The organism is Streptosporangium sp. NPDC023963, assembly GCF_040639135.1.
Classification (GTDB): domain Bacteria; phylum Actinomycetota; class Actinomycetes; order Streptosporangiales; family Streptosporangiaceae; genus Streptosporangium.
In genome coordinates, this window is record NZ_JBEZZK010000015.1 from 63999 (window position 1) to 89280 (window position 25282).

The window sequence follows — 25282 nt, forward strand, 5'->3', positions numbered from 1 at the left end:
GTGTCCGGCCACGGGCGATGATTTCCCGGACTCCCGCGGGTTGTACGCGGCGACGGAACCCGTCGGCTCACAGGAGGCAGGCATGACACACGTGGAACGCCCGGGCACGGACCCCGGGCACGGAACCGCGCTCTGGTCCTCGGCGGCCTGGCGGCAGGGCGCGGTGTCATGGCTGGACGAGCGGCTCGCCGAGGCGGGGACGGAGCGGACCGGCGAGGTCACCCAGCCGCACCTGCGGCCGTGGGGGACGGTGCTCAGGGCACCCACCACCCGAGGCCCGGTGTGGCTGAAGGCCCCCGGACCGGACACCGCGTTCGAGGTGGGGCTCTACCGGCTCCTGCTGCGGGTCGCGCCGGAGCGGATCCCGCCCCCGATCGCCGTCGACGTCGAGCGCGGCTGGGTCCTGCTGCCCGACGGCGGGACACCGCTCGGGGACCGCGTGGACGGCGCCGCCCTGGCCGACGCCCTGGTGACGGCCCTGCCGGAGTACGGCCGGCTCCAGCGCGACCTCATGCCGTACGTCGAGGACCTGCCGCCGATCGGCGTCACCGACATGCGCGCCGCCGTCATGCCGCGGCGCTTCGACGAGGCGGCGCACGCGGTCGGGAAGTACGTGGAGCGCTACGGCGACACGTCCGACAGGGAGGCCCACCGGCGGGTGACCGCCATGCGCGCCACCTTCGTCTCGTGGAGTGAGCGGCTCGCCGCCGCGTCCGTACCGCCGAGCCTGGACCACAACGACCTGCACCCCTGGAACATCCTGGTGACCGGGACCGCTCCGACCCGCCGGGTACGGTTCCACGACTGGGGCGACAGCGTCGTGGCCCACCCGTTCGCCAGCATGCTGGTCGCCCTGGGATTCCTGCACCTCCAGCTGGGCCTCGCCCCCGACGACCCGGCGATCCTGCGCGCCAGGGACGCCTACCTCGGCGTGTTCGGCGACCTCGCCCCGCACGCGGAACTCGTCGAGGAGCTGGAGCTGGCCTGCCGGGTCGGCAAGATCGCTCGCACCCTGGTGTGGGAGCGGTCGATCCGCGTCCAGGGCCACGCGCGGGCGAGCGAGTTCGCGAGGGCGCCGCTGGACTCCTTCGCGTCCCTGGCGGCGGACTCGTGGCTCGCGCTCGGGGCCTGAAGGTGCCTGCCCCGCCCGCCCCGCCCGCCCCGCCCGCCGGGGCTCGCCGGTAGGGTTCCGCGGGATGAGCGAGGTCGAGCGGGAATCCGGGACCGACGCGCCCGGAGCGCGGCTGCTGGAGTCCGCGAGGAGGGGTGACCCCGACGCCTTCGGGCGGCTGGTCGACCCGTTCCGCGGCGAGCTGCACGCGCACTGTTACCGGATGCTCGGATCGGTTCACGACGCCGATGACGCCCTGCAGGAGTCGCTGGTGCGCGCCTGGCGGGGCCTGGAGCGGTTCGAGGAGCGCGGCTCCTCGATCCGGCCGTGGCTGTACAGGATCGCGACCAACAGGTGCCTGACGCTGATCGAAAGCCGGGGTCGCCGGGAGCTGCCCACCGATTTCGGCCCGGGTGTCGCGCCGCTCGCCGAGACCTCGTGGGTCGAGCCGTACCCCGACGAGAGGCCGGGCCCCGAGGCCCGCTACGTGGCGCGCGAGGGGATGGAACTGGCCTTCGTCGCCGCGCTCCAGCATCTGCCGGCCCGCCAGCGGGCCGTCCTGGTCCTGCGCGAGGTGCTCGGATTCCCGGCGCGCGAGGTCGCGGACCTGCTGGAGACCACGGTCGCGTCGGTCAACAGCACGCTGCAGCGCGCCCGCAGGACCCTCGGCACCCGGCGTCCCGGCACCGGCCCGCGCTCCCCGGACGAGGAGGGGCTCCGGAAGCTGGCGGACCGGTACGCGGCCGCGTGGGAGGCCGGAGACGTCGAGGCCATCGTGGCGATGCTGACCGACGACGCCAGGTACGCGATGCCGCCGCTGCCGGAATGGTACGAGGGCCGCGAGGAGATCAGGGCCTTCCTGGTCGAGGGGCCGCTGACCTGCCGGTGGCGCTTCCTGCCGGCGCGCGCGAACGGGCAGCTCGCGTTCGGCACCTACGCGTGGGACGAGGACAGGAAGGTCTACGTCGCGGCCGGGCTCGACCTGCTCGCGCCGCGGGGCACGAGGATCGCCGAGGTCGTCTCGTTCCTGACGCCGGAGATCTTCCCCCTGTTCGGCCTCCCCGCCGAGATCGCGGACTGACCCGGCACCGGCCGACGCCGGCCCCGGCCGATGAGTTCGGCGCCCTCCGCGGGTTGTACGGGGTGAACACCACCCGATCGGCACGCAGGAGGCAGGCCATGTTGCTCAAGGGCAGGAACGCGATCGTCTACGGCGGGGGCGGCTCGGTCGGAGGCGCCGTGGCCCGCGCGTTCGGCCGCGAGGGGGCACGCGTCTTCCTCGCCGGGCGGACCCCGGCGACCCTGGAAAGGGTCGCCGGCCAGATCCGCGCCGCGGGAGGCGCGGTCGAGGCCATGCGCCGCCAGCTGGCCGCCGAGCTCGGACCGTACGGGATCCGCGTCGTCACACTGCGGACCGGTGGCCTGCCCGAGACGATCCCGGCGGACCTCGACCAGCGCGAGGCCATCGAGCGGGACATCGTCGGGCAGACCCTGACCGGGCGGGCGGCGTCGCTGGAGGACGTCGGCAACGTGGCCGTCTTCGCCGCCTCCGACCTGGCCCGCACCATGACGGGTACGGCGATCAACATCACCTGCGGCGCGGTCCCGGACTGACGGTCCCGGGCGAAGAGTCCTGGATCAACAGTTTTGGACCGACGGCTGGATCACGACCCGCCGGCCGGGCCGGCGTCCGGCCGCCAGATCCAGTTCCGCCGGTTGTACAGCGGCCGCAGCCCGGCCGCGAGCATGTTGTTCAGCGACGGATTGGCCGAACCCTCCGCCGGCAGTCCGGCCTCGGCGACGAGCCGGCGGCAGCCCGCGTTCGCGGCCTCCTTGGCGCGGGCCGCCAGCAGGGCCGACTGCGCGCCGCGGTTGCGGTGGCCGGGCAGCGTCGAGGCGGCGTTCAGGGAGCCGATCTCCCCGTGGACGAAGAGATTGGCTCCGGCGACCATCTCGTCGCCGTCCCAGACCGCGAACGGCCGGAAGGCCGGATGCCCGACGCTGGCCGCCAGCATCTCGGCGAGCCCCTCCTCCGGCATGCCGAACCCCCGCAGGACGACCGAGGCCCACTCCGAGGCGGCGCCGGGACCGACCGGCCCGACGCGCATCCCGGTCCGGCCCGGCCGGAATTCGTCGATCGGGCACGACAGCTTCACCCAGGACGATCCCGGAACGATGCCGTGGCCGGCGCGGATGTCGTCCCAGTCAGGCGGCAACACGTCCGGAGCGATCTGGATGACCGCCCCCTTGCTGTCCTCCGCGCGGTAGAAGTCCACCACGCGGTCGACGAGGTCCCCGGTGATCGGCTCCTCGAAGCCGAACCCGAGCGCCTTGCTCCAGTAGCCCGTCACGTCGTGCCGCATCGAGAGGGCGACGCCGCCGCCGATCCGCGCGGTGGTGATCCCGAGCAGGGACGCGACGGACGGCGGTGCGAACGATTCGTACTGGTACATGAACTCCGCCTCGGCGCCTTCGGCGAGAGCGGTCAACCGGTCCTGCGACATGCTGTTTCCCCTCGGATGCACTTGATGCACTGGATGCACTGGATGCACTGGATGCATCGGATCCCTCGACACCCCCGCGGTCGCGTCTCGCGTTCACGCGACTCGCGCCCCGGGGCCTTACGCCTGCAAGATGCGCCGGCCACCCCGGAAGTTCGATCCGTCCGCGAATTCACGGGAACCGGCCGCACACCGCCGTGCCCCGCCGTGACGGATCGGCGCTACGCACCCGGGACACCGGCGTCGCGCGGGAGATGGAACAGCCGGAACCGCCGTACCCTGCCCGCCTCCAGGAACTGCACCCACACGGCCGCCGGCGGGCAGTGGAAAGGGTCGTCGGGCGGGTTCACCAGGTCGGTCTCCCAGATGACCACCTCACGACCGGCCACGACATTGGTCAGGCGCTGGTGCACGCCGTCGTCAAGATCGCGGTTCATCGCCCGTACGAGGTAGTCGAAGCCCTTCGTGCGCCGGCCCCGGGACCAGGTGATGTCCACCTCCGGGGACCAGTGCGCCGCCAGGGCCTCGGCGAACGAGCCGCGGCGCGCGGCCCGCAGCGTCTCCTCGGCCTCCCTGCGGCGCGCCTCGGTCAGCACCGCCGCGTCGTCGTGGGCCAGGCTCGCGGTCGCCAGCAGGGCCTCGGACAGTTTGGCGCGCGCCTGGCTGAGCCGGCTGCGCACCGTGCCGACCGGCACGGCGCACAGTTCCGCGATGTCCTCGTAGGCCGTCACGTCGGTGAAGTAGCGCAGCATCGTCACCAGCCGCAGGTTCGGGGACAGTTCCTCCACCGCGCTCCAGACCCAGTCCCGCGTGGCGTACCGGTCCAGGAGCTCCCCGGGATCGGGCTCACCTCGCGGCAGCACCAGCGACTCGAGATCACCGACCGGCACCGCCTTTCTGCTCCGAAGGTGCATCCGGCAGACATTGCGGACGATCGCCCGTAGCCAGGGCGCCACCGCGCGCGGATCCCGGACGTCCCCGATACGGCGCAACGCGACCAGGGCGGCCTCCTGGACGGCGTCCTCGGCCTCGGGGACACGGCCCAGGACGCCCAGCGCCACCGCGCGCATGTCCGCCTGGTACCGGGCCAGCAGCAGCCCGAGTGAGCCGACGTCGCCGGCCTGCGCCTCGCGGACCAGATCAACCTCTGCCGGCGCCCCGTCTCCCATGACCGCGAGGCTACCCACAGCCTCCCCACCGGCGGTAAAGGGCCCCGCCGGCGCGTCCGGCGCGAGGGCCACGCCGCGAACCCGTCCTCGTTCCCGCGAAGCAGGGACCGGAGCGCCCCTCCTCGTAAGACGACGGCGAGAGATTTTCGTACGACGACGGCGAGAGTCTTCGTACGACGACGGCGAGAGATCGAAGCCGGCGCGGATCACCCCGTCAGGGCTTTTCGCACCTCAGGACACAGGATTTCACCTCGCCGAAACCTAAGGGGACATCACACTGGGTAGATTTCCGCCATCCTCGACAACGTTGACCCCTTCATCGGCGTAGCGGCCACCGACCTGCCTCGGGCACACGGTCTGGCCGCTACTTGGTGGCGTCCGAAACCCCAGGTGGGCAACACCCACCCGGGAGCCACGTCGCCGCTGGGCATGGTGTCGGCCTGCGCATACTCCGGGGCGTATCCGACCGGCTACGGAAGGTACACGAAGAACACCGAGGGCGTGCCCGAGGAGATGTTCGGGCGGCTGCAGGCGTCCGGGTTCAGCCATTTCCAGCAGTCCGGCACCGGCGCGATCCGCAAGTACTACAACTACGTCCGGGTCACCCCGATGGTGCAGCCGCTGGACGCGCTGGGAGAGGCCTGGCCGCTGCGCGACGAGGTGGCGGAGGCGGGCTACTACGCGGCCACCCTGGACACCGGGGTCCGCTGCGAGCTCACCGTGGGCACCAAGGTCGCCGTTCACCGATACACGTTCCCCGAGCACGGCAGCGCCCGCGTGGTGATCGACCTGTCCTGCGGCGGCCTCGCCATCGAGCACGGCCGTACCGTGCCGTTGCGGGCGCAGGTGGAGAGCATGGGCCACGGCCGGGCCCAGGGCACGGTGGTGATGGAGGGCGTCCCGCTGTCGGTGTACCTGGACGTCGACAGCCCCGGCTGGCGGCAGATGCTCTGGTACGACCGCCGGCTCATCGACGGCGGCACCCGCCTGGACTTCGACAGCATCCGGCACACCACGCTGCGGCCCTTCGGCATGCTCTTCATGGGCCCGGCCGAAGCGGGGCAGACGATCGAGGTGCGGCTCGGATTCTCGCTGCGCGGGTGCGACCAGGCGCGGCAGAACCTGGAGAGCGAGTGCGGGCACGCGCGACCGGCGTTCGACGCGGTGCGTTCCCGGACCCGGGTGCGCTGGGGCGACCACCTCGGCCGCGTCCAGGTCGAGGGTGGCACGCCGGCCCGGCGCACCGTGTTCGCGACGGCGCTCTACCACTCGCTGATCAAGCCGTGCTTCGCCGACGACGAGAGCCCGTTCTGGCCGACCCCCGGACCGTTCGCGTTCGACGTGTGCACCATGTGGGACATCTACAAGACGCAGTTGCCGCTGCTCGCGGCCATCGTCCCGGACCGGGCCGCGGACCTGCTGGAGTCGCTGATCCGGGTCTGCGAGGAGGAGGGGAACTTCCCCGTCGGCTACCGGATGGCCCGCGGCGCCGACCGGTTCTACCGCCAGGCCAGCGCGCTCGCGCACACCGCGCTGGCGGACGCCCACGCCCTCGGCCGGGCGGGCCTGGACTGGAACTGGGCGCTCGTGCACATGGTCGACGACCTGCGCCGCCTGTACGGCGAGGAGTTCTTCGAGCACGGGGTGGTGCACCCGATCACCCACACCCTCGACATCGCCTACGGCCACCACTGCACCGCGCAGGTCGCCCGCGCGCTGAACGACCGGCAGCTGGCCGACGACCTGGAGGAGCGCGGCCGCCAGTGGACCAACGCCTTCGACCCGGGCACGGGACTGCTGCGCGACTCGGAGTTCTACGAGGGCGGCAAGTGGAACTACTCGTTCCGGCTGCTGCACGACATGGCCGCGCGGATCGCCCTGGCCGGCGGCGACCGGGCCTTCGTCGACATGCTGGACAGGTTCTTCGGCTTCGGCGCCGCACCGGTGACGCAGCCCGGCCTGCGCCCTCAGCCCGCGGAGATGGCGGCCGGATACGCCCTGAACCGGTTCGAGGGGCTGAACAACGAGCCCGACATGGAAGCGCCGTGGGCCTACCACTACGCGGGGCGGCCCGACCGTACGGCCCGGGTGGTCCACGCGGCGCTGACCTGGCAGTTCGGCACCGGCCCCGGCGGGCTGCCCGGCAACGACGACTCCGGCGGCCTGAGCTCCTGGTACGTCTGGGCCTCGCTGGGACTGTTCCCGATCGCCGGGCAGAACCTGTTCCTGGTCAACGCGCCCGCGTTCGCCAGGTCCGTGCTCAGGACCGGCGACGGCGAGTTCGTCGTCGAGACCAGCGGGCACCGCGAGACACCGATCGGCGTCGACGGCGTCGACCGCGACCTGCCGGCCCAGTACGTCCAGTCGGCGACCCTCGACGGCAGGCCTCTGCACGCGACGCACCTGAGCGCCGCCACCGTGCACCGGGGCGGCGTGCTGCACCTGCGGCTGGGCCCGGAGCCGTCGGGGTGGGGGCGGGAGGCCCGCCCGCCGTCCCTTTCCGATCCGCCCGCCACATCGAAGGAATCACGATGACCAATCCCCGCCGCCGTCTCGTCATCGTGGTCAGAGCCGACCCGGTCATCTGCGGCCACTCCGGCGAGGCCCGCAACCTCGCCGAGGTGGCGCTGACCCGCGGTTTCGACGACGTACGGCTGCTGACCTGGACGATCCCGACGCTCCAGGCGGCCGGATTGCCCCTCAAGCCGCTCGACCGGCTGCTGCCGTACAGCCCGGGGATCACCGTGGAGCGCCCGGAGCCGGTCGGGGACTACCGGGTGCCGGACGGGCGCCACCAGGCCGGGCTCACCGGCCGGCTCGTCGAACTGCTCGCCGAACCGGTGCCCACGACCTGCCTGTCCATGTACACCGTCCCGCACGCCTCGGTGGTCGTGGACGCGGTCGGGGCCGCGCGCGCGGCCGGGTTCGCGCCCGACGTGCACACCGTTGCGAAAGCGGTCGGCTCCGACGTGACCAACGTGATCCGGTCGTGCCTGCGGGAGGGCCGGTTCGGCGCGGCGACCGTGCTGTTCACCACGTTCCTGGCCAACGACGAGGTCGTCGCGGTCTCCGAGTACACCCGGGAGGAGATCGTCGCCTCGGCCGAGCAGGTGGACGCCCACTGCGGCACCACGTTCGCCGAGCAGTGCCGGCGCCGCGTGACCGTCAGCTACCCGCCGATCGACTCCGCCGCCTTCCTCGACCTGGACCCGGCGCACGTGGACGCCGCCCTCGCGGAACGCGGGCTGGAGCGTGACGGGTACATCCTGTTCCTGTCCCGGGTGACCCGGGCCAAGGGCATCGACGACCTGCTGGCCGCCTACGGCCGGATGCGCTGCCGGTCACGCGTGAAACTGGTCGTCGCCGGCACCGGGCCCGCGCTGGAGGAGGTGCGGGCGCTGGCCAAGGAGGACGACCGGGTGGTGATCCTCACCGATGTCGACGACCACGAGAAGCCGCTGCTCATGCGCGGCTGCGCGGCCTACGTGCTGCCGACCAGGCCCGAGCCCGACTTCGTGGAGACGTTCGGCATCGCCCTGGCCGAGAAGATGCTCGCCGGCGGCGGACCGATCGTCACCACCAAGACGGGCGGGACCCTGGAGGCGGTCGGCGACGCCGCCGTCATCGTCGAGCCCAGGGACATCGGCGGCCTGGCCGCGGCCGTGGACCGGGTGGTCCTGGACATGCCCGCCGCCGAGCGGCGGGACCTGGAACTCCGCGCCCGCACCCGCGCGATGGCCTTCGACCGGGCCGCGGTGTTCGACGACCTGTTCCCGCAGGAGGCGCTCACCGCCGGGGCCCGCTGACCTCGGCACGGCCCCGGCGGCCGGTGGTTCCCGGCCTCGGCACGGCCCCGGCGGCCCGTGATCCCCCGACCGCACCTCGGGCACCCTTCTCGCCGGTGCGGTTCCGGCCGGGGTACGGTTCCGGCCGGGCGGAGTGACGGGGCCGCCGTGAGCCCCGTCATCGGCCCTTGCCGTTCTCGCTACTCGTCAGGCAGCAGGTACCGCCAGGAGAGCACGAAGAGCGCCCCCGAACCGGTCTTGAAGAGTGACCTGCTGTGCTCCGGCCCGGCGGGCACCGCCTTGGTGATCGCGCTCACCGCCGCCCCCTCGACGTCCTTGCGCCAGACCGGGTCCACCGTGCCCGAAGGCTCCGGGACCCCCGCGGGCCACGGCGCCGGCGTGCCCTCCGCCGACGCGGCCCCCTCGGCGACCATCCGGACGCGGGTGGCGACGTAGTCGGTACCCGAGGCCGCCGCCCGGGTCGCCAGGCCGTCCATCAGCTTCTTCGCCTCCGGGAGCTCCTTCGGGTAGAAGCCCGCGACCTGGTCCAGGGCCGGGACCCGGACCTCCAGCATCTTCCCGTCCTTCCCCCGTACCCCGAGGACGGTGGCCGGCACGTCCGTCACCATCGGCGCGCCCGGCCTGGGCGTCGCGGTCGGCGGCTGCCCGGTCAGGTATCTCTCCATCGACGCGACCGTCTCGTCCACCTCGGCACCGGTGAGCCTCAGCTGCCTGCGCGCGTCAACGATCACCAGGCCGTCGCCGTACAGCACCACCCTCGGCGGGCGCAGCACGTTCGTGGTCGCGGTCACGAACCCGCCTTCGGAACCCCACAGGGCGACCGGCTTCGCCGGCCCGTCATCGGCCGGGGTCGCCGACATGTCCGCTTCCACTCCTCCACAGGCCGCGGTCAGCGACAACAGTGCGACAAGCAGGGTCATTCGTAGTCTCATGCCCCATAAACGTACTTTTCCCCCAGGTGGTTCAGCCGGCATCGTCCGAGGTCAGGCGCTTCCCCTGGCAGGCGGACGTCGCGCGCCGGCCTCGTCGCGAGGACCCTTCCCGCGCCCGCGGCCGGTCGAACCCGGCGGGGGCGACGGAACGGCGGAAGCGGCGGGGGCGACGGAACGCCGGGAGCGGCGGGAGCGGCGGGAGCGGCGGGGGCGGTGGGGGCGGCACAGCCCGGCGAACCGGCTCGCCCCAGCCTTCCCAGGACGTTCGATCCGAGGTGTCAGCCCATGCTTTTGGCGCCGTCAAGGGATTCGCGGAGGATGTCGGCGTGGCCGGCGTGCTGGGCGGTCTCGGCGATGATGTGTATCAGCACCCTGCGGGCCGACCACCGCGCGCCGGGCTCGAACCACGGGGCCTCCGGCAGCGGCTGGGCGGCGTCCAGCCCGGGCAGGCCGGCGACCAGCTCGTCGGTCCGTCGAGCGACCTCGGCGTAGTCTGCCAGCACACCGGCCAGCGTCTCGCCGGGCAGCATCCGGAACTCGTCGGCCCTCCGGGCCCAGTCGGCCTCGGTCATGGTGGCGAAGTCGCCCATCGCCGACGGGCCTTCAAGGATGAAGTCCACCCAGTTCCGTTCGACCGCCGCGACATGCTTGACCAGCCCGCCCAGGCACAGCTCGCTGGCGGTGGTCCGCAGCCCGGCCTGCTCGTCGGTGAGGTCGCGGGTGGTGAAGCGCAGGAAGTGCCGGTGCTTGGCCAGCATCGCCAGCAGGTCGGCGCGCTCGCCGGTGGCGGCGGGCGTCTGGGCGGCGACGGGCGCGTCCGTGATGTCGCGGGTGGTCAGCTCTTCAACGGTCGTGGTCTCGCTCACGGTCTTCGCCTTCCGTAGTTCCGTCGGTCAGGACCCACGTTAGGCCGGATAGAGGTCACTTTCTGACCTGAATTGCGAAAGAATTGAAACATGGCGAACATCGGCACCCGGATGCTGCGGCTGCTCTCCCCGGACGTGCGGAGGGTCGCGCAGGCGGAGCTACAGGCCGCGGGGCTCGACGTGATCGGACCGCCGGCCGTGACCGCGCCACATCCACAACCCCTGGGGTCTCTTTCACCGGATCCGGGCCGCGCGAGTCCTCACCGACGAAGAACTGCCGGCGCGGAGCCGCCCCGCCAGGCGAATCCTCCAGTACGCCTGCCCGCTGCCCGCTTCCGCGCCCTCGTCCGAGGGCAAGCACGGCGACGACCTCCTCGATCACTGTGCTCGGCTGTTCGACACGGCCGCGCGGTCGGCGCCGGCGGGGTTCTGGCCGGCACTGCTGGAACTGCTACCGGCGTTCGAGGGCACGCTCCCGGAACTGCTCGACGCCGCTGCCGCACACCCCCGCCCCTTCAGGGCGCAAAGGCCGGGCGACGACACCGGCAGCTGACGTACCGTCCGGACGTCCGTATACACCGGCCCGCCGCCCACCCTCCGAGCAGCACACCGACGCCGTACGACCCGCGTCACTTCTCGCCGGTTTTCGTGCTCTCACCGGACGGCGACGCGACAAGGGCATCATCCGCCGGGCGGCCACGATTGACCGGCCCGCAGGTTCATCGGTCGCAGGCGGCCCAGATCCTCGAAGAACTCACGCTCACCGATCTCGTACGGAGCGAACTCGTCGAGTTCCAGCTGCGCGTAGGTCAGACCGCCGTACCGGTCCTCGTCGTGCTCCGCGTCATAGGCGATCACCGTTCCGTCGGCATAGGCCTCGACCTGCACGTGGGCATACCCATCGTCATCGAGCGCCAGGTAGAACGTGGACGTTCCCCAGCTCGCGTACTCATCTCCCCGATTCTCGTCCCACCCGCGCCGGAAGTACCTCACCTCATCAGCTCCTTTCTCCACGGCCTCACCTCCACGAGGAGCCCAGAGGCTGGAGCGAGCAGCCCGGCCGATGAAATGCGATCTTGTCATAGGCGGTTGCTATCTTTCCGGCCATGGTGAAGGTCGGAGACGTCGCGGCCGTGCCCCTTCCGCTGGGCGGCCACGGTGCGTGCCAGGTGGGCGGGATCAGCGCCGACGGCTGGGTGACGGTGTGCATGCTCGACCGCTACTCCGAGGTGATGCCCACCCTGGACGACCTCGCCTCGGCCGGCCCTCTCGTCCTCACCCACCACAACCGGCCTGAACGGCTGGGAAGACTGAACGCCCTCAGGGTCGACCGCTCCGTTCCCCCGCCACCGGATTTCCGCTGGCTCGGGCACATGCCGCTCCTGCCCGGCATCCCGCAGGAGACCAACGCCTACGGCGTCTGGGAGAACCTGTCGTTGTCCATCGTCTGTCAGCGGCGGTGGGATCTGCAGATTCCCGCGGACGTCAAGGCCGTCTACGACAACTCCACCCCCAACCCGGTCGTGGTCGATCTCGGCGACGGACCGCAGACCCAGTACGCCACGATGTGGCACCTCGACCTTCCGGCTCACCTCCCCCGGGTTCGCTGGTCGGCCCTGGACACGCTGCCCTGCCTGACCGCCCTGGGATTCTCCGGCCCCGATCGCGGCCTCGCCGAGGCTCTCACCAACCGCCCTCTCATCGACCAGCTCACCTGGGATGATCCACCGAGCACCGTCGATCTGAGCACGACACACCTCACCACGCTGACGATCTCCGGCACCGGGCTACGACACCTGCGCCTGCCACCCGGCCTGATGACCCTGCACCTGACAGGTGAACCGCCCGAGGTCGTCGAGGCGGCCGAGGACGGCCGGTGGATCCGGCTGACCACGACCTCGTCGGCCGGTACCGTCCCGAGCGGCCTGCACGGAGTCCGCGATCTCGACCTCCAGACGGCAGGTGACCTCTCACTGCTCTCACTGGGAGCCCTCACCGGCCTGGAGTCGCTGCACCTGCGGTGGAGCAGGCCGTACGGCCGGCTGGACGCCTCCGACCTGAGCGGCTTCCCGCGACTGCACACCCTGCGGCTCACCGACGCCTACGGCATCGACGCACCCTCCCTACCGCCTTCCGCCGCGTCCCTGCGCCGCCTGAGCATCGACGGGATCCGGCTCAGCCAGGCCAAACTTCTCAAAGCCCGTTACAAGGGCACGCCCGTGCACGTGGCCGTCCAGGGCGCCAAGTCCGACGCCTGGCTGGCGGCCAATGTCGACAACCCGCTGCGTGACTGGGTCGATGACGACGAACGAGCGGGCGCCGCCGCGTGCAGGGCCTACGCGTCCGCCCTCCGCGCCATCGGCCGCCTACCCGCCGACGATCCCGCCACGGTGGCCGAGGCACGGCCGATCCTGCGGACCCTCGTCGAGAAACTCAACGAGATCGAAGAACGCTACGAGATCATCGACACGCTCCGGCGAGAACAGGCCGGGGACGCCTTCTTCGACCTGGCGCGACGCGCCGGCATCCCGGATTCCGAGGCCGCCGACCTGTTCGACGAGTGGCGCGACTTCTAGCTCGCACCTTTTGGTCCGTAAGAAGGGCAGACGCCTCGTCAACGGCATCTCGCCCTGCTCAGACGGTGGACGCGAGTTTGTGGAGAATGATCCTGTAAGGCGGTGTCGCCGTATCGGCCGCCGTACGGCATTCCCCATCCCTCGTGAGATGCGGCATGGCCTGTCGCCGGATCGGCACCGAGCGCTTCCCCTCATCGACGACTGCGGGTACTGGCAGGTGGTGTGGCTGGACCCGCGCGCCGTACGTCCCCTCGACGTCGACGCGCCCGCTCGCCGGGTGCTCAGCTGGGAGGAGCTGCGGGAGCAGCCGGAGAGACCGCCGGTCGATCCGATCGGGTCGTGGAGCCCGGTGTGGGAGGTGGCGGTCTCGGTGGCGCTGGCCCACCTGCTGGCCGCGTCGGGCGGTGCGCGGGTCGTGGTTCCCAGCGGCCCTGTCGCCGACGCGTTCCGTCCGGCGCTCGACGCCCTGCTCCCGGCCGAGCCCCCGACGAGGAGCCTGGCCCTGACCGGGCCCGGGCTGCCCGCCACGGTCACGGACATCGCCTTGGTCCCGCGGCATCCGCAGACCGGGGAGACATGGCCGTCCGGCACGGAGGCGGCGGTGCCGCTGGCCGCCGACGTGTGGACGTACATGGCCTTCAGCCGCAATCGGCGGCTCCGCCCCGCGTCGGGCGGGCTACCCGACGGCGTCTACCGCGATGACCCTCCACCACCACTGCCGTTCGGCCCGTTCCGGCTCGACCGGGAAATGTTCCTGGACGCGCTGGCACGACTGCCGGAGGTTCGCCGGCCATGGCTGCGTGCGATTTACGACGACGTGGAAACCCGCCGATCCAACCTCCCGTTCAGTTGGTAGGAAGACATCACCGGCGGCGCTGCCGGCACCGCTCGAGACCTGCCGAGGTCGTTCCGGCCTGTAGGACCATGTCCTCATGTCAGTGACCGCATTCGCCGGCGTGACGAAGGACAGGGATCGTGGCATCACATCCAGGGGAGGGCTGTACGAGTTCCGGACCGAGGAGGATGCCCGCGTCTACCTTCACGACATCGATTTCAGGCGCCTGACCTATGAGCCCGGCAGGCCGCCGACGTTGGAGCTGGAGTTCGTCTACGACCAGCGGTGGACTCCGCCCGAACTGTCGGAGACGCCTGTCGTGGTCTTCCGGTTCGAGGACGTCCGCCTTGTCGAGTGGCACGAGGACCAGGAGGGCCATGACCGCGTTGCCGCCGATCCTGATGCTCCGCCGGGGCAGGTCGGGCAGTTCGACTGGGACGGTGCCGACATGTTCACGCTGGACACCTTCACACTGCGCCTGGTCTTCCACGCGCCGCGAGCAGCGGTGACCGTACGCGCGAAGTAGAGCAGGGCCCCCGTCACGGCCTGCCGGTCCGAATCCCGGGCCTCTTCGTTACGGAGTAGAACATGACCCTCTACAGCTGTCTTCCGGACCTGGTGGGGCGGGTCCTCGGGATCTCTCAGTCCATGGTCGTCCAGGTCCGTCCAGCCCTGTTGCCGGCATCCGAACCACCCCACAGCCAACCCGGCCAGCCGCAACAGGCTGACCCAACAAAGCACTACTAGAACATCGAGATCTGATCCGTGATGGCGACTGACCTGCGGTGATCTTCTGGAAGGCGTTGTGAGCTGGGTTTTTGGCGTTTACTGGTTCTCATCGTTTCGCGCTGCTTCTCGTGCCCATGTGCCCTGGGTGTGCCCTGCCCTCGTAGATCTGGGTGACCCTCGCGCTGCACGCGACCCTTCCCGACCGCTACGCCCGTTACGAGGTATTGGCCTCTACCATCGACCACCGCAGCCGGCTTGCCGCCCTGGCAGCCGACCCCGCCCAAGGTTTCATCCCCGTTCCTCACTTCTCCACACTCCGGCAGAGTGCACCGTTACCGCCATCAGCAGACCGAGCGTGTCGGCGACCACGAACCGCTTGCGACCGTTGATCTTCTTGTTCGCGTCGCAGCCGCGACTGTCGGCCCCGACGGGTCAGTACCCCTGACGCTTTGGGAGTCCAGGATCGTGGCCGATGGCTCGGCCTCGTGGTCAGCGCTCCGGCGGACCCATCGGTGCAGCACATCCACAATTTGTCGGGTCACTTCTTGGTCTTCCCAGCGTACGAAGTGCCAGTAGACGGTCTGCCAGGGCGGGAAGTCGGCCGGTAGTTGCCGCCAGGAGCAGCAGGTGCGCACGACGCACATGATCGCGTGCACGACCTCGCGCCGTGGGTGCTTGTCCGGGCGCCGTCCCAGCGCGGGGCAGGTAGCAGCGGCTCGATCAGCGCCCACTGCTCATCGGTCAGATCAAAGGGGTAAAAACCGGTCTCGTGTCATGTCTCACCCATACTCACCTGGCAAAAGAACCTAGTGATCACCTCTCAAACTCCCACTCAGACTGGAGACATCGCGGCCTTGGCGGACGTCAAGGCGAGCACAGCCGCCGCGGTTGCCGATAGCGGCGATCAAGTGGAGTGGTCTCACCGAGGATGTTCTGGCCACTGCCTCTACGGCAAGCCACTGTGTGAGCACGGCCGCGAGAATGACGCCAGAAGCCTTAACGCGAAGGTTCTGACCTGGACCTTGATGTGGCCGTTGAGCAGCAGCGACACGGGCGAGGGGTTCACCAAATCAAGGTTTCTATACCCTATGGGGGTATGCAACCGGCCGGGAACCACCTAAGCAGCACGATGCAACTGATGAGCGGCAAAACGGAGGGGCAGTGTGAGGGATGATGCTGCTGAGATGCACGAGAAGAGTAGTGGATCAAGAGCGAAACTAGGTTCGTGAGTGCCAAAATGTCAGTGATCCTCGGTACTGTGCAGCATCAAGCTGTGAGGTAGCGGCACCGCAGCGTGTCGACCAGACGTAGCGATACGGCGGCCACGGGTGACTCAAGCAGATAGGACGGTAGGACATGGCTGACGGAACAGAAGACCTTCCAGATGGCTGGACCGTTGTATCAGTCGGCGAAGCTGGTTCTATCAGGCTAGGGCGTCAACGATCGCCGGAAAAGCTGACCGGAGAGTTTCCCGTCAAATATCTGCGCGCAGCCAACGTCACAATGGAGGGGCTCGATCTAGACGACGTCCAGGAGATGGACTTCACGCCAGAGGAGCAGCAAGTATATGGCCTGCAAGCTGGCGATCTGGTCCTGGCAGAAGCTTCTGGAAGTGCGAGCCACGTGGGACGAGCGGCTATTTGGCGCGACGAGATACCTGGGTGTTGCTTTCAAAATACTTTGATCAGATTTCGGCCGCATCTTCTAAGCCCTGAGTATGCCCTTGTAGTGTTCCGGTACTTCTCGCTCTCCGGAAAGTTCACACAAGTTTCTAAAGGCGTTGGTATTCAACATCTTGGGGCAAGCCGTCTCGCCGCAATTCCTGTAATGCTGCCCCCCTTGCCGGAACAGCAAAGAATTGCTCGGGCCGTCGAGGAGAGGATACAAGAGATACGCCAGGCGAGTGGGTCGCTCAGATCGGCTAGGCAGCTCATCGGTGAGCAGAACCGCGAAATTCTCTGGGCAGCTGCTTCTGGAGCACTAATACCTCTGGATGCTGGAGAGCATGCGGCAACCAACGAATCAATGGCTGGCGTAGGTGCAATCGAAAATCCAGAAGATCTAGAGATACAGCCAGCAATTCCTGGGATTGACGACGAAGATCGGATGAACTTAGGAGCAGCACACGAGGGCCTTTTCCCGATACCTCGGAGTTGGCGGTGGGTAACGGCAGGCGAGGCGGGAGAAATTGCGATGGGAAGGCAGCGCTCTCCTAAGGACCACGAAGGCCAACACATGAGGCCATATCTGCGGGTTGCTAACGTGATGGAAGATCGTATTGATACCACAAGCGTCATGGAAATGAACTTTACCCCAGAGGAATTCGATATCTACAGCCTCCGCAGTGGTGACATCCTTCTTAACGAGGGTCAGAGTCCTGAACTTGTCGGGCGGGCCGCCATGTATCGCAATGAGGTCAAGGGGGCTTGTTTTCAGAATACTCTCATCAGATTCAGGGTCACAGAGGAAGTCGATGCGGAGTTTGCACTGCTAGTCTTCCGACACTATCTACATTCTGGCGAGTTCAAAAAGATAGCTAGATGGACAACAAATATTGCACATCTGGGCCTAAATCGCTTCGCCGCCATGCCATTTCCTCTGCCGCCTCTCGACGTCCAGAAGGAAATTGTACAGGAAGCGAAGCGGCGTCTATCCGAATCTAGTCAGCAATTAGAAGCAACCGAAGCATCGCTACAAAAGCTTCCAATTTTGGAAACACAGCTATACGCTGCGGCCGTGAACGGGAAATTGGTTCCTCAAGATCCATCTGATGAGCCAACTATAAAGGCTCTCAAGCGACTGGGACCAACGCCTGTAGAGCCAGCGGTGAAGCGTCGAAAGAATTTAGACCAAGAGAATAGCCAGTTACCCAGCAGCGTTCGACCTCGACAAAAAAAGTTTCTAGCCGATGTTCTGGGAGGCTCTGGAGGGGCCACGACGATGCCGGAACTTTTTAGGCGAGCTAAGTTTCACCCAGATTCCGTGCAGGATGTGGAAAAGTTCTACCTAGCTCTGCGAGATGAGCTTGACGTTTCCGTCCGCGTTGCAGGCGAGTCCCAGGAGAACTCGTTTATGGAGGTTATTCAAGATGAGGCTATCTAGTCTTCGGATAGGAGCTTTTAAGAATCTACGTGACCTTTACGTCGAATTCGACACTAGTTCACCCTATACTGTTCTAGTTGGCGAAAACGGGTCGGGCAAATCAAATTTAGTGGAAGCTATTGCATTAATCTTTCGCAATCTAGATCTAGAACTCCCAGCCCCCTTTACCTACGAATTATCTTACAGTTGCAGAGAATTCGAAGTCCAAGTCAGCGCTGAAAACGGAAAGAGTGCAGTAGCAAAAGCCAGACAGCGAGGTCAGGGCGAGTTCAAGCGAATCTCTAAAAAGACTTTCCTAAGCGAAGACGATGAAGGCCGCCCTCTCTATCGTCCTGCGTTCGTTTTCGGCTACTACTCCGGCCCTAGTGATCGATTAGCCGAGCTATTCGAAAAGCATCAAGAGCGTTTCTATAATCGAATAATCAAGGACGTCTCATCGACGGCTGGACGAGGGCTGAGGGACGCCAACTCTCTTCGTCGCTTATTCTATGCTCAAAACCTCCATGGCCAGTTTGCATTGCTAGCGTTTTTTATGGAAAATGACGCTGTAGCTGATGAGGATCGAGCGTTCTTGCGTGAGCATCTTCAGATCGACGGTTTAGATAGTGTACTCTTCGCGCTGCGCGAGCCTACTTGGCAACGCGCCAAAGGAGGAGACCCGAGATTTTGGCATGCAGAGGGAGAGGTAAAAGACTTCCTTGGGCGCCTGTATGATGCTGCCCTTCTTCCGATGAGAATGCCTAGGAGGATACAGGCTGATCTCACCAAGAATCCTCCGGTCGACTCTCTGTACTTGTTCTTACCGACACAAGATGCTCTCACGCAGGTTTTTCAAACTTATCCCGACCAATATTCGTTCTTCACTGCACTTGAAAGCACGCACTTGTCAAAGCTGCTGGGCGAGGTGCGAACGAGGGTAAGGCTTACGCCAGCTGCCGGCGGCGGTGAGGTTACCTACCGAGACCTAAGTGAAGGCGAACAACAACTCCTCTTAGTCTTAGGTCTTCTGAAGTTCACTGCACGCGATGAAGCGCTCTTCCTTCTCGATGAACCAGATACTCATCTAAATCCGATCTGGAGTACCCAATACCTATCATTCCTTGACCGGTTCATCAGGTTAAGGAATCGGGGAGACAGTTGTCACATACTCATGTCCTCACATGATCCTCTTGTTCTAGCAGGCCTCGATCGGCCCCAGGTGAGAATCTTCACGAGGGGTCCGTCTGGCACTGCATCCGTAGAGGTTCCTGATGAGGATCCCCGCGGGATGGGGGTGGCAGCTATTCTTACAAGCGATCTTTTTCGACTGCGATCCACACTCGACCCAGAAACTCAGGACGAGCTGGACAGGCAACGTATCCTATCAATGAAGGATTTGACCGACGAAGAGCGGAACGAACTTGAAGCAATCAATAACAACCTAAACGGCAAAGGATTCTCTCGAACTATTAGAGATCCACTCTATCAACTTTTCGTTAAAGCTTGGACTGACCAAGAAGATCCTAGCTGGCGAGAGAGAATCGAACTTACGCCAGAACAGATTAGAGAAAGAGAAGAGCTCTCTGCTAGCATTATCCGGCAACTCCAGGCAGAAGGCGAGATCTAGTGCGCTTTATAGATCTCGAAGAACTTGAGCCCTTAATCCAGCACCTTATTCCAGAGCTCGAAGAGGCACAGCGTAAGGTTTGCGAAGAGCAAGATACGAAGGCGCGGCGAGAACTGATCGAACAGTATAGAGGCCGATGGGTACAACTGCGTCCGTATCTTGAAAAACTCTCAGATAATAAATGCTGGTATGTAGAGTGCAGCAATCCAGGAACTGATGAAGATGTTGATCATTTCCGTCCCAAGGGTCGCGTTCATGGTGAAGTTTCGCACCCGGGTTACTACTGGCTTGCATTCGACTGGCAAAACTTTCGCCTCAGTTGCCATCGTTCTAATCGCTTGCGAAGGGATAATGTCACTGGAGTAGTTGGAGGCAAAGCCGATTACTTCCCTCTTGTAACACCCGCAAACAGAGCCTACTCGCCGAGTGATGATCTTAGTCTTGAGGATCCTGCGATTCTGGATCCCACAAACCCCGAAGACCCTCCACTCTTATCTTTCAAATCCAATGGTGAGACGGATATTTCTCCTGAATTCAAAGGGGTCCTGGTAGCAGAGGAAAGGATCCGTCGGACACGGTTATGTCTACACCTCGATTGGCCCAAATTTAGAGACGAGCGAGTAGTACTGTACAATACTATTCGTCGAACTGTGAGGCGAGGAGATCGATGTGCTCCCAAGCCGGGAGAACGTGGATCTTCCCAGTTTATAGATATCGTGCGAGACCTAAAGCGGCTGATGCGTAAGGATGCGGACTATTCGGCTGCAGCTAAGGTCTACATTGAATCATTTAAAGATCGATGGTGGATCGAAATGGTCGTCCTGAAGGGAGGAGTCTAATGTCATTTGGTAGAGACCAAGAAAATTTCGAGGCGTCTGCACTTGTCAGGAGGCTCTGGCAATATTGCAACATCCTTAGAGACGACGGCCTTTCGTATCCAGATTATGTCGAACAGCTCACCTATCTGCTTTTTCTGAAGATGTCGGATGAGCAGACCAATGGACCAGTCCCGAAGAAACATTCCTGGTCCTCCTTCGCTGCTCTTGAACCTAAAGCAATGCATCGAAAATATGGCGAGACACTGTCTGCGCTATCTGGGACGAGCGGCATGCTCGGGCTGATTTTCAGTAATGCCAGAAACAAAATTAAGGATCCGGCAAAGCTTAGGTTGCTTGTGAGCGGTTTGATTGGCCAGACTTCTTGGACCGGTCTGTCTGCAGATCTAAAAGGTGATGCATACGAGGGACTTCTTGAGAAGAACGCTCGGGACACTAAAAGTGGCGCGGGACAGTATTTCACTCCTCGGGCGCTTGTGCGGGCTATTGTTGAATGTGTCAACCCTCGCTTGGGTGAGGTAGTCGCCGATCCCGCCTGTGGCACGGCGGGATTTCTGCTGGCGGCCCATCAGTATCTGAAAGAGCATAACCCTCACCTAACTCCTGCCGAGACGGAGCACCTCAACAAAAAGGCTATTCGTGGCGGTGAACTGGTCGAGGAAGTTGCTCGCCTGGCGGGCATGAATCTTCTACTACATGGAATATCCGGATCTTCTGACGCCGATCTCCCCATAGTGTGCGGTGATTCTTTGGAGAAGATTCCCGACACGAAAGTTGATATCGTCCTAACGAATCCGCCCTTCGGCGTGAAGGGTTCGATTACGTACTCCGCTAAAGAGAAACGTTCGGGCGATAATAACGATGATCTAACCGTATTCCGATCTGACTTTTGGGTTCCTACTGCAAACAAGCAGCTGAACTTTGTTCAACATGTCTACATGATGCTTAAGAGTGGCGGTCGAGCTGCGCTGGTACTTCCAGATAACGTCCTTTTCGAAGGCGGCGCGGCTGCACTAATTCGTCGCAAACTTATGGAACTGTGCGACGTCCATACAATTCTTCGCCTCCCTCCAGGCTTGTTTTATGCCCATGGGGTTAAATCCAACGTCGTTTTCTTCGATGTACTGAATCGGCGCGAACAGCCGAAGGGTAGTCTCTGGGTTTATGACCTCCGAACCGATGTTCGATTCTCCCTTCGCAGCAAGCCAATCCAGGAGTCGGATCTTCTTGAGTTCGTAGACTTATATCAAGCCGGACAGCTGGAGAAGCGCCAGGAGCATGAGGGCCTTATTCGCTGGCGCCGTTTTAGCCATGAGGAGATCCTCTCTTCCCAAGACTGCTCCTGGCATTTTAGCTGGAGTGCATCGCCTGAAGCCAGCACGCCGCCAATGCAGCGTCTTAGCGAGATTTCTCAGCTTATCGAAAAGGACCTAATGCGTGCGCTCGAGAGCGTGCGCAATGCTGTTGAGGACCTCTGATCGTGCCTAATTAGTTCTCGGGTTGTGGGTTCCCATAGTGGTGGGGTGCGCGGCGCGGTGCTGGCCGCGACCGGCCGAAGAGCCGCAGCGCGGCCAGCGACCGCCCGACGCGCGCGGGACGCCGCAGGCGGCACGCGCCTTGAAGACGAACAGATAAGTTTCTTTCGATCTTGGGCAGGCTGCCTGTTAGAGCTTCCGGCCTGCGGGTTCGGCGCTGGTCCAGACGTGTTCGAAGCTGGTCAGGTAGGTCGTTGCGGTGCTGTTGGCTTCGGTGTGAGTTAGGTAGATGACGGGCGCTTCGGGGGCTCGGGTGCCGTAGGCGTGCAGGTTGATCAGGAGTTCGTTGTCGGCGCGGTAGATGGAGTTGTAGAGCACCGTGCGGTGTAGCCGGAGTTCGACTCCCTCGACGTCTTGGAGTGGCCGGTAGAGGGCGTGGGCGTTTCTGACCCTGCTGGCCATGACGTCGCCGCCGATGCCTTCCTCGGTGCCGCGGGTTGTCACGTGGGGGCTGTCGGGGTCGCCGAGCAGGATGCGCACGCGCACCCCGGCGTGTGCTCGGTCGGTGAGGATGCGCAGGAGTCCAGAGTCTTCGGCGAGGAACAGGCCGCTGTAGACGAGGATGTCGATGTTGGTGGTGGCGGACGCGAAGAACGTGCGCCAGGTGTCCGCCGGCACCGCCCACCGGTGGGGGTAGACGGCTTTCAACTCATGGGTGAGCCCTGAGCGGTGGCGGACGCTGTCGGGCCACAGGTCGTTTTCGTCGACTTCGAGCAGGTCGGCGACGGCCAGGCGGTGGCGGGGGTGGGGGATGCGGCCGGCCAGCCAGCGGGTGACGGTTTTGGGGTCGACGGTCAGGTGGGTGGCGACGTCGAGGGGTTGGAGCCGCGCGCGGATGAGGGCGTGGCGCAGGTTTTCGTTCATGGGTGGCACCTCCCGTGGCACGGTCAGTGCCTGCGACGTTAACATAAGACGTCCCTAGACGTCCCTAAGTTGTGGTGTCGATCTCCGGCCCTCAAAGACGAAGCTCGTCGGCACGGGCTCCCACCCAATGGACTGCCCCCTCCACGCCGATAGGAGCACATCCATGAGCACCGCACGAGAAAGACAGCGCGCCCATCAGCAGGAGCTGCTGACCCTGCTGCGCGAGCAGCTGTCCTCGCTGGAGATCACCACCGTCCTGATCGTCGACAACACCGGACAGCCCTGCCTGGAGGTCGTCGACCGGCACTTCCGGACCCGGCGGGTCTATGTCCAGACGGCGTTCCACTGGTTCTATTGGGGCGACCAGCTGGATGAGCGGACCTCCTCGCTGCGCCTGGTGAGTGCGGCCAAGCGGATCTCCACCGCAGCTCGGGAAGGCTGGCGTCAAGGCGAGCAGGAGCCACTGACCGTAGATCTGAGCAAGATCGTCGACGCGTACCGCACCTGACTCGATGATCTCTGAGACGAGCAGGTGGCTGACTGGCGGGCTGGTCTATCCCCAGATCGCCGACCGGCTCCGCGAAAAGATCACCTCTGGCGAGTATCCGGCCGGCGGCGCTCTGCCCTCCGAGGCGGCCCTGGTCGCGGAGTTTCACGTGGCCCGCACGACCGTCCGTCGCGGTCTGGCGGTGCTGGAGAGCGAGAGGTTGATCGTCACGATGCCTGGCAAGGGGCGCGTGGTGAAGGAGGAGGGGCGCCAGGCGGATACGACGGCGTACCGGTATCAGGTGATCGCGAGGGATCTGCGGACGCAGATCCTCGGGGGTGTTCTGGCCGTCGGGGCGGCGTTGCCGAGTGAGAACGCGCTCCGGCGGCAGTACGGGGCTTCGCGCAACACGGTGCGTCATGCCCTTGGTGAGCTGGAGCGCGAGGGGTTGATCGTGACCGCGCATGGCAAGGGTCGGTTTGTCCGTCCTCTCCCGGACTGAGACGTCCTGGGACGTCTCGGCTTGCGTACTGGATTCGCCTCGGGGGACGGCGTCTATCGTGAACCGCATGGGACAAGCTGAGTGGGCACGTGACCTGGCCAAAGAGCTGCTGGAGCAGCCGTTGCCGCGCCGGTGGGCGCATACGCGAGGGGTAGCTGCGCGTGCCGAGTCGCTGGCGCCGATCCTCGGCCAGGAATCCGATCTGCTGACCGCCTCGGCCTGGTTGCACGACATCGGGTACGCGCCGCAGCTGGTCGACACCGGCTTCCATCCGCTCGACGGTGCCCGCTACCTGCGCGATGTGCACCAGGCCGATGACAAGCTTGTCCGGCTGGTGGCGCATCACTCGTGCGCGGTCTATGAGGCCACCGAGCGCGGTCTGCTGGACATGCTGAACGAGGAGTTCGACCGGGAGCGTCCGGAGCTGGTGGAGGCGCTGACCTACTGCGACATGACCACCAGCCCGGACGGCCTCCCCCTGGAGGTCGATGTACGGCTGGCGGAGATCCATTCCCGCTACGGTCCCGAGCATCTGGTGAGCCGGTCGATCGCCAATGCGACGCCGTGCATAACCTCGGCGGTGCGGGCGATCCAGGTCGCGCTAGCCAATGTACGGCCCGGTGGTGCCGGCTAGGTAGTGGCCGATCCGCAAGCGCATCGAGCGGTCCATGGTCAGCGAGTCGACCTGCTCGCGCGGCACCCATCGGACTTCGCGGGACTCGTCGCTCGGCGTTGGTTCGCCGGAGATCGGGCGGCCGGTGAGGACGATGGAGAACTCCTGTCGGGCCTCGCCGTCGCTGGTGTAGAGAATGACGTGCCTGGGATCCGTGTAGGTGCCGACGATGCCGGTGATCTCGCACGTGACGCCGGTTTCTTCCAGCGTCTCGCGGACGGCTGCGGCCGGGAGGGATTCGCCGAGGTCGATGGCGCCGCCGGGCACTGCCCAGTTGTCGTTGTCGGTGCGGTGGATCATCAAGATGTCCCCGGCATTGTTGGTGACGACGACGTTGACCGAGGGGACGAGGCTGTTGGGTGCGGGCGCGGAGGGGTCGTCGTAGAAGTCGATCCGGCGGGCCATGGCTCAGGACTCTACCGGGGTGGCGCCGGCCCAGACGGCTTCGAAGCTGTCGAGGTAGGTCGACACCATGCCGCCGCCCACCACCTTGCGCAGGTGCAGGACGGGTGCGTCTCCGGCGGGCATGCCGTACAGGTGGGTGTTGGCCAGAAGCTGGTCATCACCGCGGTAGATGGAGTTGTACAGCACCGTGCGATGCAGCCGGATCTCCACGCCTTCGACCTGACGCAACGGCCGGTACAGCACCAGCGACATCCTGATCTGCGCGGCCATGCCGTCGCCGATGCCCTCGTCCGCGCCGCGTTGGGCGACCTCGGGTGAGTCAGGGTCGCCGAGCAGGATGCGCACCCGTACGCCCGCGTTGGCCTTGTCGGCGAACAGGCGCATGAGGCCGGTGTCCTGGGAGATGAAGGTGCCGCTGTAGACCAGCACGCCGATCTCTTCTCGGGCGGCGGAGAACAGACGTCCCCAGGCGTCCCGGGGGACAGCCCAGCGGTGCGGGTAGACGGTGACGATCTCGGTCTCCGAGACCGCGGCGGCTTGCTTGGGCGTCAGGGCGTTGGGCCAGAGGTAGGCCTCTTCGGCGTCGAGGTACTTGGCGACGGCGAAGCGGTGCTTGCGGTACGGGGTGCGGCCTTGAGTGATCCACCGCTCCACGGTCTTGGCGTCCACCTCGATGGCCTCGGCCAGCTCGACGATCGTCGTTCCCCGCTCCAGCAATGCCGTGCGCAATCGCTCGTTCGCCATCTC

Annotated in this window: 23 protein-coding genes; 14 read left to right on the plus strand and 9 right to left on the minus strand. The window is 65.7% G+C overall.

Features of this window, described 5'->3' with window-relative positions:
• The first annotated feature begins 82 nt into the window (after positions 1 to 82).
• The 3 genes from AB0F88_RS33555 to AB0F88_RS33565 all read left to right on the plus strand — a co-directional run bounded on the left by AB0F88_RS33555 (position 83) and on the right by AB0F88_RS33565 (position 2725).
• A complete protein-coding gene (locus tag AB0F88_RS33555) occupies positions 83 to 1132 on the plus strand; it encodes a phosphotransferase (protein WP_362693448.1) in 1050 nt (349 codons plus the stop codon).
• A 64-nt stretch (positions 1133 to 1196) separates the two neighbouring features.
• Entirely contained in the window at positions 1197 to 2192 is a 996-nt protein-coding gene (locus AB0F88_RS33560; RefSeq protein WP_362693451.1) for a sigma-70 family RNA polymerase sigma factor, read from the plus strand.
• Between the two features lie 98 nt (positions 2193 to 2290).
• Positions 2291 to 2725, plus strand: a complete 435-nt coding sequence (locus AB0F88_RS33565) for an SDR family oxidoreductase (protein ID WP_362693455.1) — start codon at positions 2291 to 2293, stop codon at positions 2723 to 2725.
• Positions 2726 to 2775: 50 nt separating this feature from the next.
• Here the strand turns inward: AB0F88_RS33565 and AB0F88_RS33570 are convergent, their stop codons facing one another.
• Positions 2776 to 3615 (minus strand): GNAT family N-acetyltransferase, encoded by an 840-nt coding sequence (locus AB0F88_RS33570; protein WP_362693458.1) that lies wholly within the window; start codon positions 3613 to 3615, stop codon positions 2776 to 2778.
• Between the two features lie 218 nt (positions 3616 to 3833).
• On the minus strand, positions 3834 to 4781 hold the full coding sequence (locus AB0F88_RS33575; RefSeq protein ID WP_362693461.1) for a sigma-70 family RNA polymerase sigma factor: 948 nt from the start codon (positions 4779 to 4781) through the stop codon (positions 3834 to 3836).
• Between the two features lie 318 nt (positions 4782 to 5099).
• Here AB0F88_RS33575 and AB0F88_RS33580 point away from each other — a divergent pair, with 318 nt between their 5' ends.
• Positions 5100 to 7316: a GH92 family glycosyl hydrolase gene (locus AB0F88_RS33580; RefSeq protein ID WP_362693879.1), complete on the plus strand. Its 2217-nt coding sequence runs from the start codon at positions 5100 to 5102 to the stop codon at positions 7314 to 7316.
• Positions 7313 to 8587, plus strand: coding sequence for a glycosyltransferase (locus AB0F88_RS33585; protein ID WP_362693463.1), 1275 nt, complete (start codon positions 7313 to 7315; stop codon positions 8585 to 8587). Before AB0F88_RS33580 ends, AB0F88_RS33585 begins: the two co-directional genes overlap by 4 nt.
• Positions 8588 to 8766: 179 nt before the next feature.
• Here the strand turns inward: AB0F88_RS33585 and AB0F88_RS33590 are convergent, their stop codons facing one another.
• From AB0F88_RS33590 to AB0F88_RS33600, 3 genes are all read right to left on the minus strand, one after another.
• Positions 8767 to 9507: a hypothetical protein gene (locus AB0F88_RS33590; RefSeq protein ID WP_362693466.1), complete on the minus strand. Its 741-nt coding sequence runs from the start codon at positions 9505 to 9507 to the stop codon at positions 8767 to 8769.
• A 290-nt stretch (positions 9508 to 9797) separates the two neighbouring features.
• A complete protein-coding gene (locus AB0F88_RS33595; RefSeq protein ID WP_362693469.1) occupies positions 9798 to 10385 on the minus strand; it encodes a DinB family protein in 588 nt (195 codons plus the stop codon).
• 681 nt (positions 10386 to 11066) lie between these two features.
• Positions 11067 to 11378: a hypothetical protein gene (locus tag AB0F88_RS33600; RefSeq protein WP_362693472.1), complete on the minus strand. Its 312-nt coding sequence runs from the start codon at positions 11376 to 11378 to the stop codon at positions 11067 to 11069.
• A 113-nt stretch (positions 11379 to 11491) separates the two neighbouring features.
• Here AB0F88_RS33600 and AB0F88_RS33605 point away from each other — a divergent pair, with 113 nt between their 5' ends.
• The 3 genes from AB0F88_RS33605 (at position 11492) to AB0F88_RS33615 (ending at position 14322) form a co-directional block, all read left to right on the plus strand.
• Positions 11492 to 12961: a hypothetical protein gene (locus AB0F88_RS33605; protein ID WP_362693475.1), complete on the plus strand. Its 1470-nt coding sequence runs from the start codon at positions 11492 to 11494 to the stop codon at positions 12959 to 12961.
• 148 nt (positions 12962 to 13109) lie between these two features.
• Positions 13110 to 13817, plus strand: a complete 708-nt coding sequence (locus tag AB0F88_RS33610; protein WP_362693478.1) for a hypothetical protein — start codon at positions 13110 to 13112, stop codon at positions 13815 to 13817.
• Positions 13818 to 13893: 76 nt separating this feature from the next.
• Positions 13894 to 14322: a hypothetical protein gene (locus AB0F88_RS33615; RefSeq protein WP_362693484.1), complete on the plus strand. Its 429-nt coding sequence runs from the start codon at positions 13894 to 13896 to the stop codon at positions 14320 to 14322.
• A 544-nt stretch (positions 14323 to 14866) separates the two neighbouring features.
• Here the strand turns inward: AB0F88_RS33615 and AB0F88_RS33620 are convergent.
• A complete protein-coding gene (locus AB0F88_RS33620; RefSeq protein ID WP_362693487.1) occupies positions 14867 to 15256 on the minus strand; it encodes a transposase in 390 nt (129 codons plus the stop codon).
• 625 nt (positions 15257 to 15881) lie between these two features.
• On the opposite strand from AB0F88_RS33620, the gene AB0F88_RS33625 reads away from it, so the two are divergent.
• From AB0F88_RS33625 to AB0F88_RS33635, 3 genes are all read left to right on the plus strand, one after another.
• Positions 15882 to 17627 carry a restriction endonuclease subunit S gene (locus AB0F88_RS33625; RefSeq protein WP_362693490.1) on the plus strand — a complete coding sequence of 582 codons (1746 nt, stop codon included), beginning with the start codon at positions 15882 to 15884 and terminating at the stop codon, positions 17625 to 17627.
• On the plus strand, positions 17614 to 19233 hold the full coding sequence (locus AB0F88_RS33630; protein WP_362693493.1) for an AAA family ATPase: 1620 nt from the start codon (positions 17614 to 17616) through the stop codon (positions 19231 to 19233). The genes AB0F88_RS33625 and AB0F88_RS33630 overlap by 14 nt, the downstream gene beginning before the upstream one ends.
• A gap of 838 nt (positions 19234 to 20071) precedes the next feature.
• On the plus strand, positions 20072 to 21547 hold the full coding sequence (locus tag AB0F88_RS33635; RefSeq protein WP_362693496.1) for a class I SAM-dependent DNA methyltransferase: 1476 nt from the start codon (positions 20072 to 20074) through the stop codon (positions 21545 to 21547).
• Positions 21548 to 21733: 186 nt separating this feature from the next.
• Here AB0F88_RS33635 and AB0F88_RS33640 read toward each other — a convergent pair whose 3' ends face one another.
• On the minus strand, positions 21734 to 22468 hold the full coding sequence (locus AB0F88_RS33640; RefSeq protein ID WP_362693499.1) for an XRE family transcriptional regulator: 735 nt from the start codon (positions 22466 to 22468) through the stop codon (positions 21734 to 21736).
• A 163-nt stretch (positions 22469 to 22631) separates the two neighbouring features.
• Here AB0F88_RS33640 and AB0F88_RS33645 point away from each other — a divergent pair, with 163 nt between their 5' ends.
• The 3 genes from AB0F88_RS33645 (at position 22632) to AB0F88_RS33655 (ending at position 24091) form a co-directional block, all read left to right on the plus strand.
• Positions 22632 to 22976, plus strand: coding sequence for a hypothetical protein (locus tag AB0F88_RS33645; protein WP_362693502.1), 345 nt, complete (start codon positions 22632 to 22634; stop codon positions 22974 to 22976).
• A 4-nt stretch (positions 22977 to 22980) separates the two neighbouring features.
• On the plus strand, positions 22981 to 23457 hold the full coding sequence (locus AB0F88_RS33650; RefSeq protein ID WP_362693505.1) for a GntR family transcriptional regulator: 477 nt from the start codon (positions 22981 to 22983) through the stop codon (positions 23455 to 23457).
• Positions 23458 to 23524: 67 nt separating this feature from the next.
• On the plus strand, positions 23525 to 24091 hold the full coding sequence (locus tag AB0F88_RS33655) for an HD domain-containing protein (RefSeq protein WP_362693508.1): 567 nt from the start codon (positions 23525 to 23527) through the stop codon (positions 24089 to 24091).
• Here the strand turns inward: AB0F88_RS33655 and AB0F88_RS33660 are convergent.
• Both AB0F88_RS33660 and AB0F88_RS33665 read right to left on the minus strand, forming a co-directional pair.
• Positions 24059 to 24535, minus strand: coding sequence for an NUDIX domain-containing protein (locus AB0F88_RS33660; protein ID WP_362693511.1), 477 nt, complete (start codon positions 24533 to 24535; stop codon positions 24059 to 24061). The two genes, AB0F88_RS33655 and AB0F88_RS33660, sit on opposite strands and share 33 nt — an antisense overlap.
• Positions 24536 to 24538: 3 nt before the next feature.
• The gene (locus AB0F88_RS33665; protein WP_362693514.1) at positions 24539 to 25279 is read right to left on the minus strand and encodes an XRE family transcriptional regulator; all 741 of its coding nucleotides are present in this window, start codon (positions 25277 to 25279) and stop codon (positions 24539 to 24541) included.
• Positions 25280 to 25282: the final 3 nt, after the last annotated feature.

What these genes read in the sequence shown, in the direction of transcription:
- AB0F88_RS33555 (WP_362693448.1), top strand. Translation starts at nt 83, where the DNA reads ATGACACACGTGGAACGCCCGGGCACGGACCCCGGGCACGGAACCGCG.
- AB0F88_RS33560 (WP_362693451.1), top strand. Translation starts at nt 1,197, where the DNA reads ATGAGCGAGGTCGAGCGGGAATCCGGGACCGACGCGCCCGGAGCGCGG.
- AB0F88_RS33565 (WP_362693455.1), top strand. Translation starts at nt 2,291, where the DNA reads ATGTTGCTCAAGGGCAGGAACGCGATCGTCTACGGCGGGGGCGGCTCG.
- AB0F88_RS33570 (WP_362693458.1), bottom strand. Translation starts at nt 3,615, where the DNA reads ATGTCGCAGGACCGGTTGACCGCTCTCGCCGAAGGCGCCGAGGCGGAG.
- AB0F88_RS33575 (WP_362693461.1), bottom strand. Translation starts at nt 4,781, where the DNA reads ATGGGAGACGGGGCGCCGGCAGAGGTTGATCTGGTCCGCGAGGCGCAG.
- AB0F88_RS33585 (WP_362693463.1), top strand. Translation starts at nt 7,313, where the DNA reads ATGACCAATCCCCGCCGCCGTCTCGTCATCGTGGTCAGAGCCGACCCG.
- AB0F88_RS33590 (WP_362693466.1), bottom strand. Translation starts at nt 9,507, where the DNA reads ATGACCCTGCTTGTCGCACTGTTGTCGCTGACCGCGGCCTGTGGAGGA.
- AB0F88_RS33605 (WP_362693475.1), top strand. Translation starts at nt 11,492, where the DNA reads ATGGTGAAGGTCGGAGACGTCGCGGCCGTGCCCCTTCCGCTGGGCGGC.
- AB0F88_RS33610 (WP_362693478.1), top strand. Translation starts at nt 13,110, where the DNA reads ATGCGGCATGGCCTGTCGCCGGATCGGCACCGAGCGCTTCCCCTCATC.
- AB0F88_RS33615 (WP_362693484.1), top strand. Translation starts at nt 13,894, where the DNA reads ATGTCAGTGACCGCATTCGCCGGCGTGACGAAGGACAGGGATCGTGGC.
- AB0F88_RS33625 (WP_362693490.1), top strand. Translation starts at nt 15,882, where the DNA reads ATGGCTGACGGAACAGAAGACCTTCCAGATGGCTGGACCGTTGTATCA.
- AB0F88_RS33630 (WP_362693493.1), top strand. Translation starts at nt 17,614, where the DNA reads ATGAGGCTATCTAGTCTTCGGATAGGAGCTTTTAAGAATCTACGTGAC.
- AB0F88_RS33635 (WP_362693496.1), top strand. Translation starts at nt 20,072, where the DNA reads ATGTCATTTGGTAGAGACCAAGAAAATTTCGAGGCGTCTGCACTTGTC.
- AB0F88_RS33640 (WP_362693499.1), bottom strand. Translation starts at nt 22,468, where the DNA reads ATGAACGAAAACCTGCGCCACGCCCTCATCCGCGCGCGGCTCCAACCC.
- AB0F88_RS33645 (WP_362693502.1), top strand. Translation starts at nt 22,632, where the DNA reads ATGAGCACCGCACGAGAAAGACAGCGCGCCCATCAGCAGGAGCTGCTG.
- AB0F88_RS33650 (WP_362693505.1), top strand. Translation starts at nt 22,981, where the DNA reads ATGATCTCTGAGACGAGCAGGTGGCTGACTGGCGGGCTGGTCTATCCC.
- AB0F88_RS33655 (WP_362693508.1), top strand. Translation starts at nt 23,525, where the DNA reads ATGGGACAAGCTGAGTGGGCACGTGACCTGGCCAAAGAGCTGCTGGAG.
- AB0F88_RS33660 (WP_362693511.1), bottom strand. Translation starts at nt 24,535, where the DNA reads ATGGCCCGCCGGATCGACTTCTACGACGACCCCTCCGCGCCCGCACCC.
- AB0F88_RS33665 (WP_362693514.1), bottom strand. Translation starts at nt 25,279, where the DNA reads ATGGCGAACGAGCGATTGCGCACGGCATTGCTGGAGCGGGGAACGACG.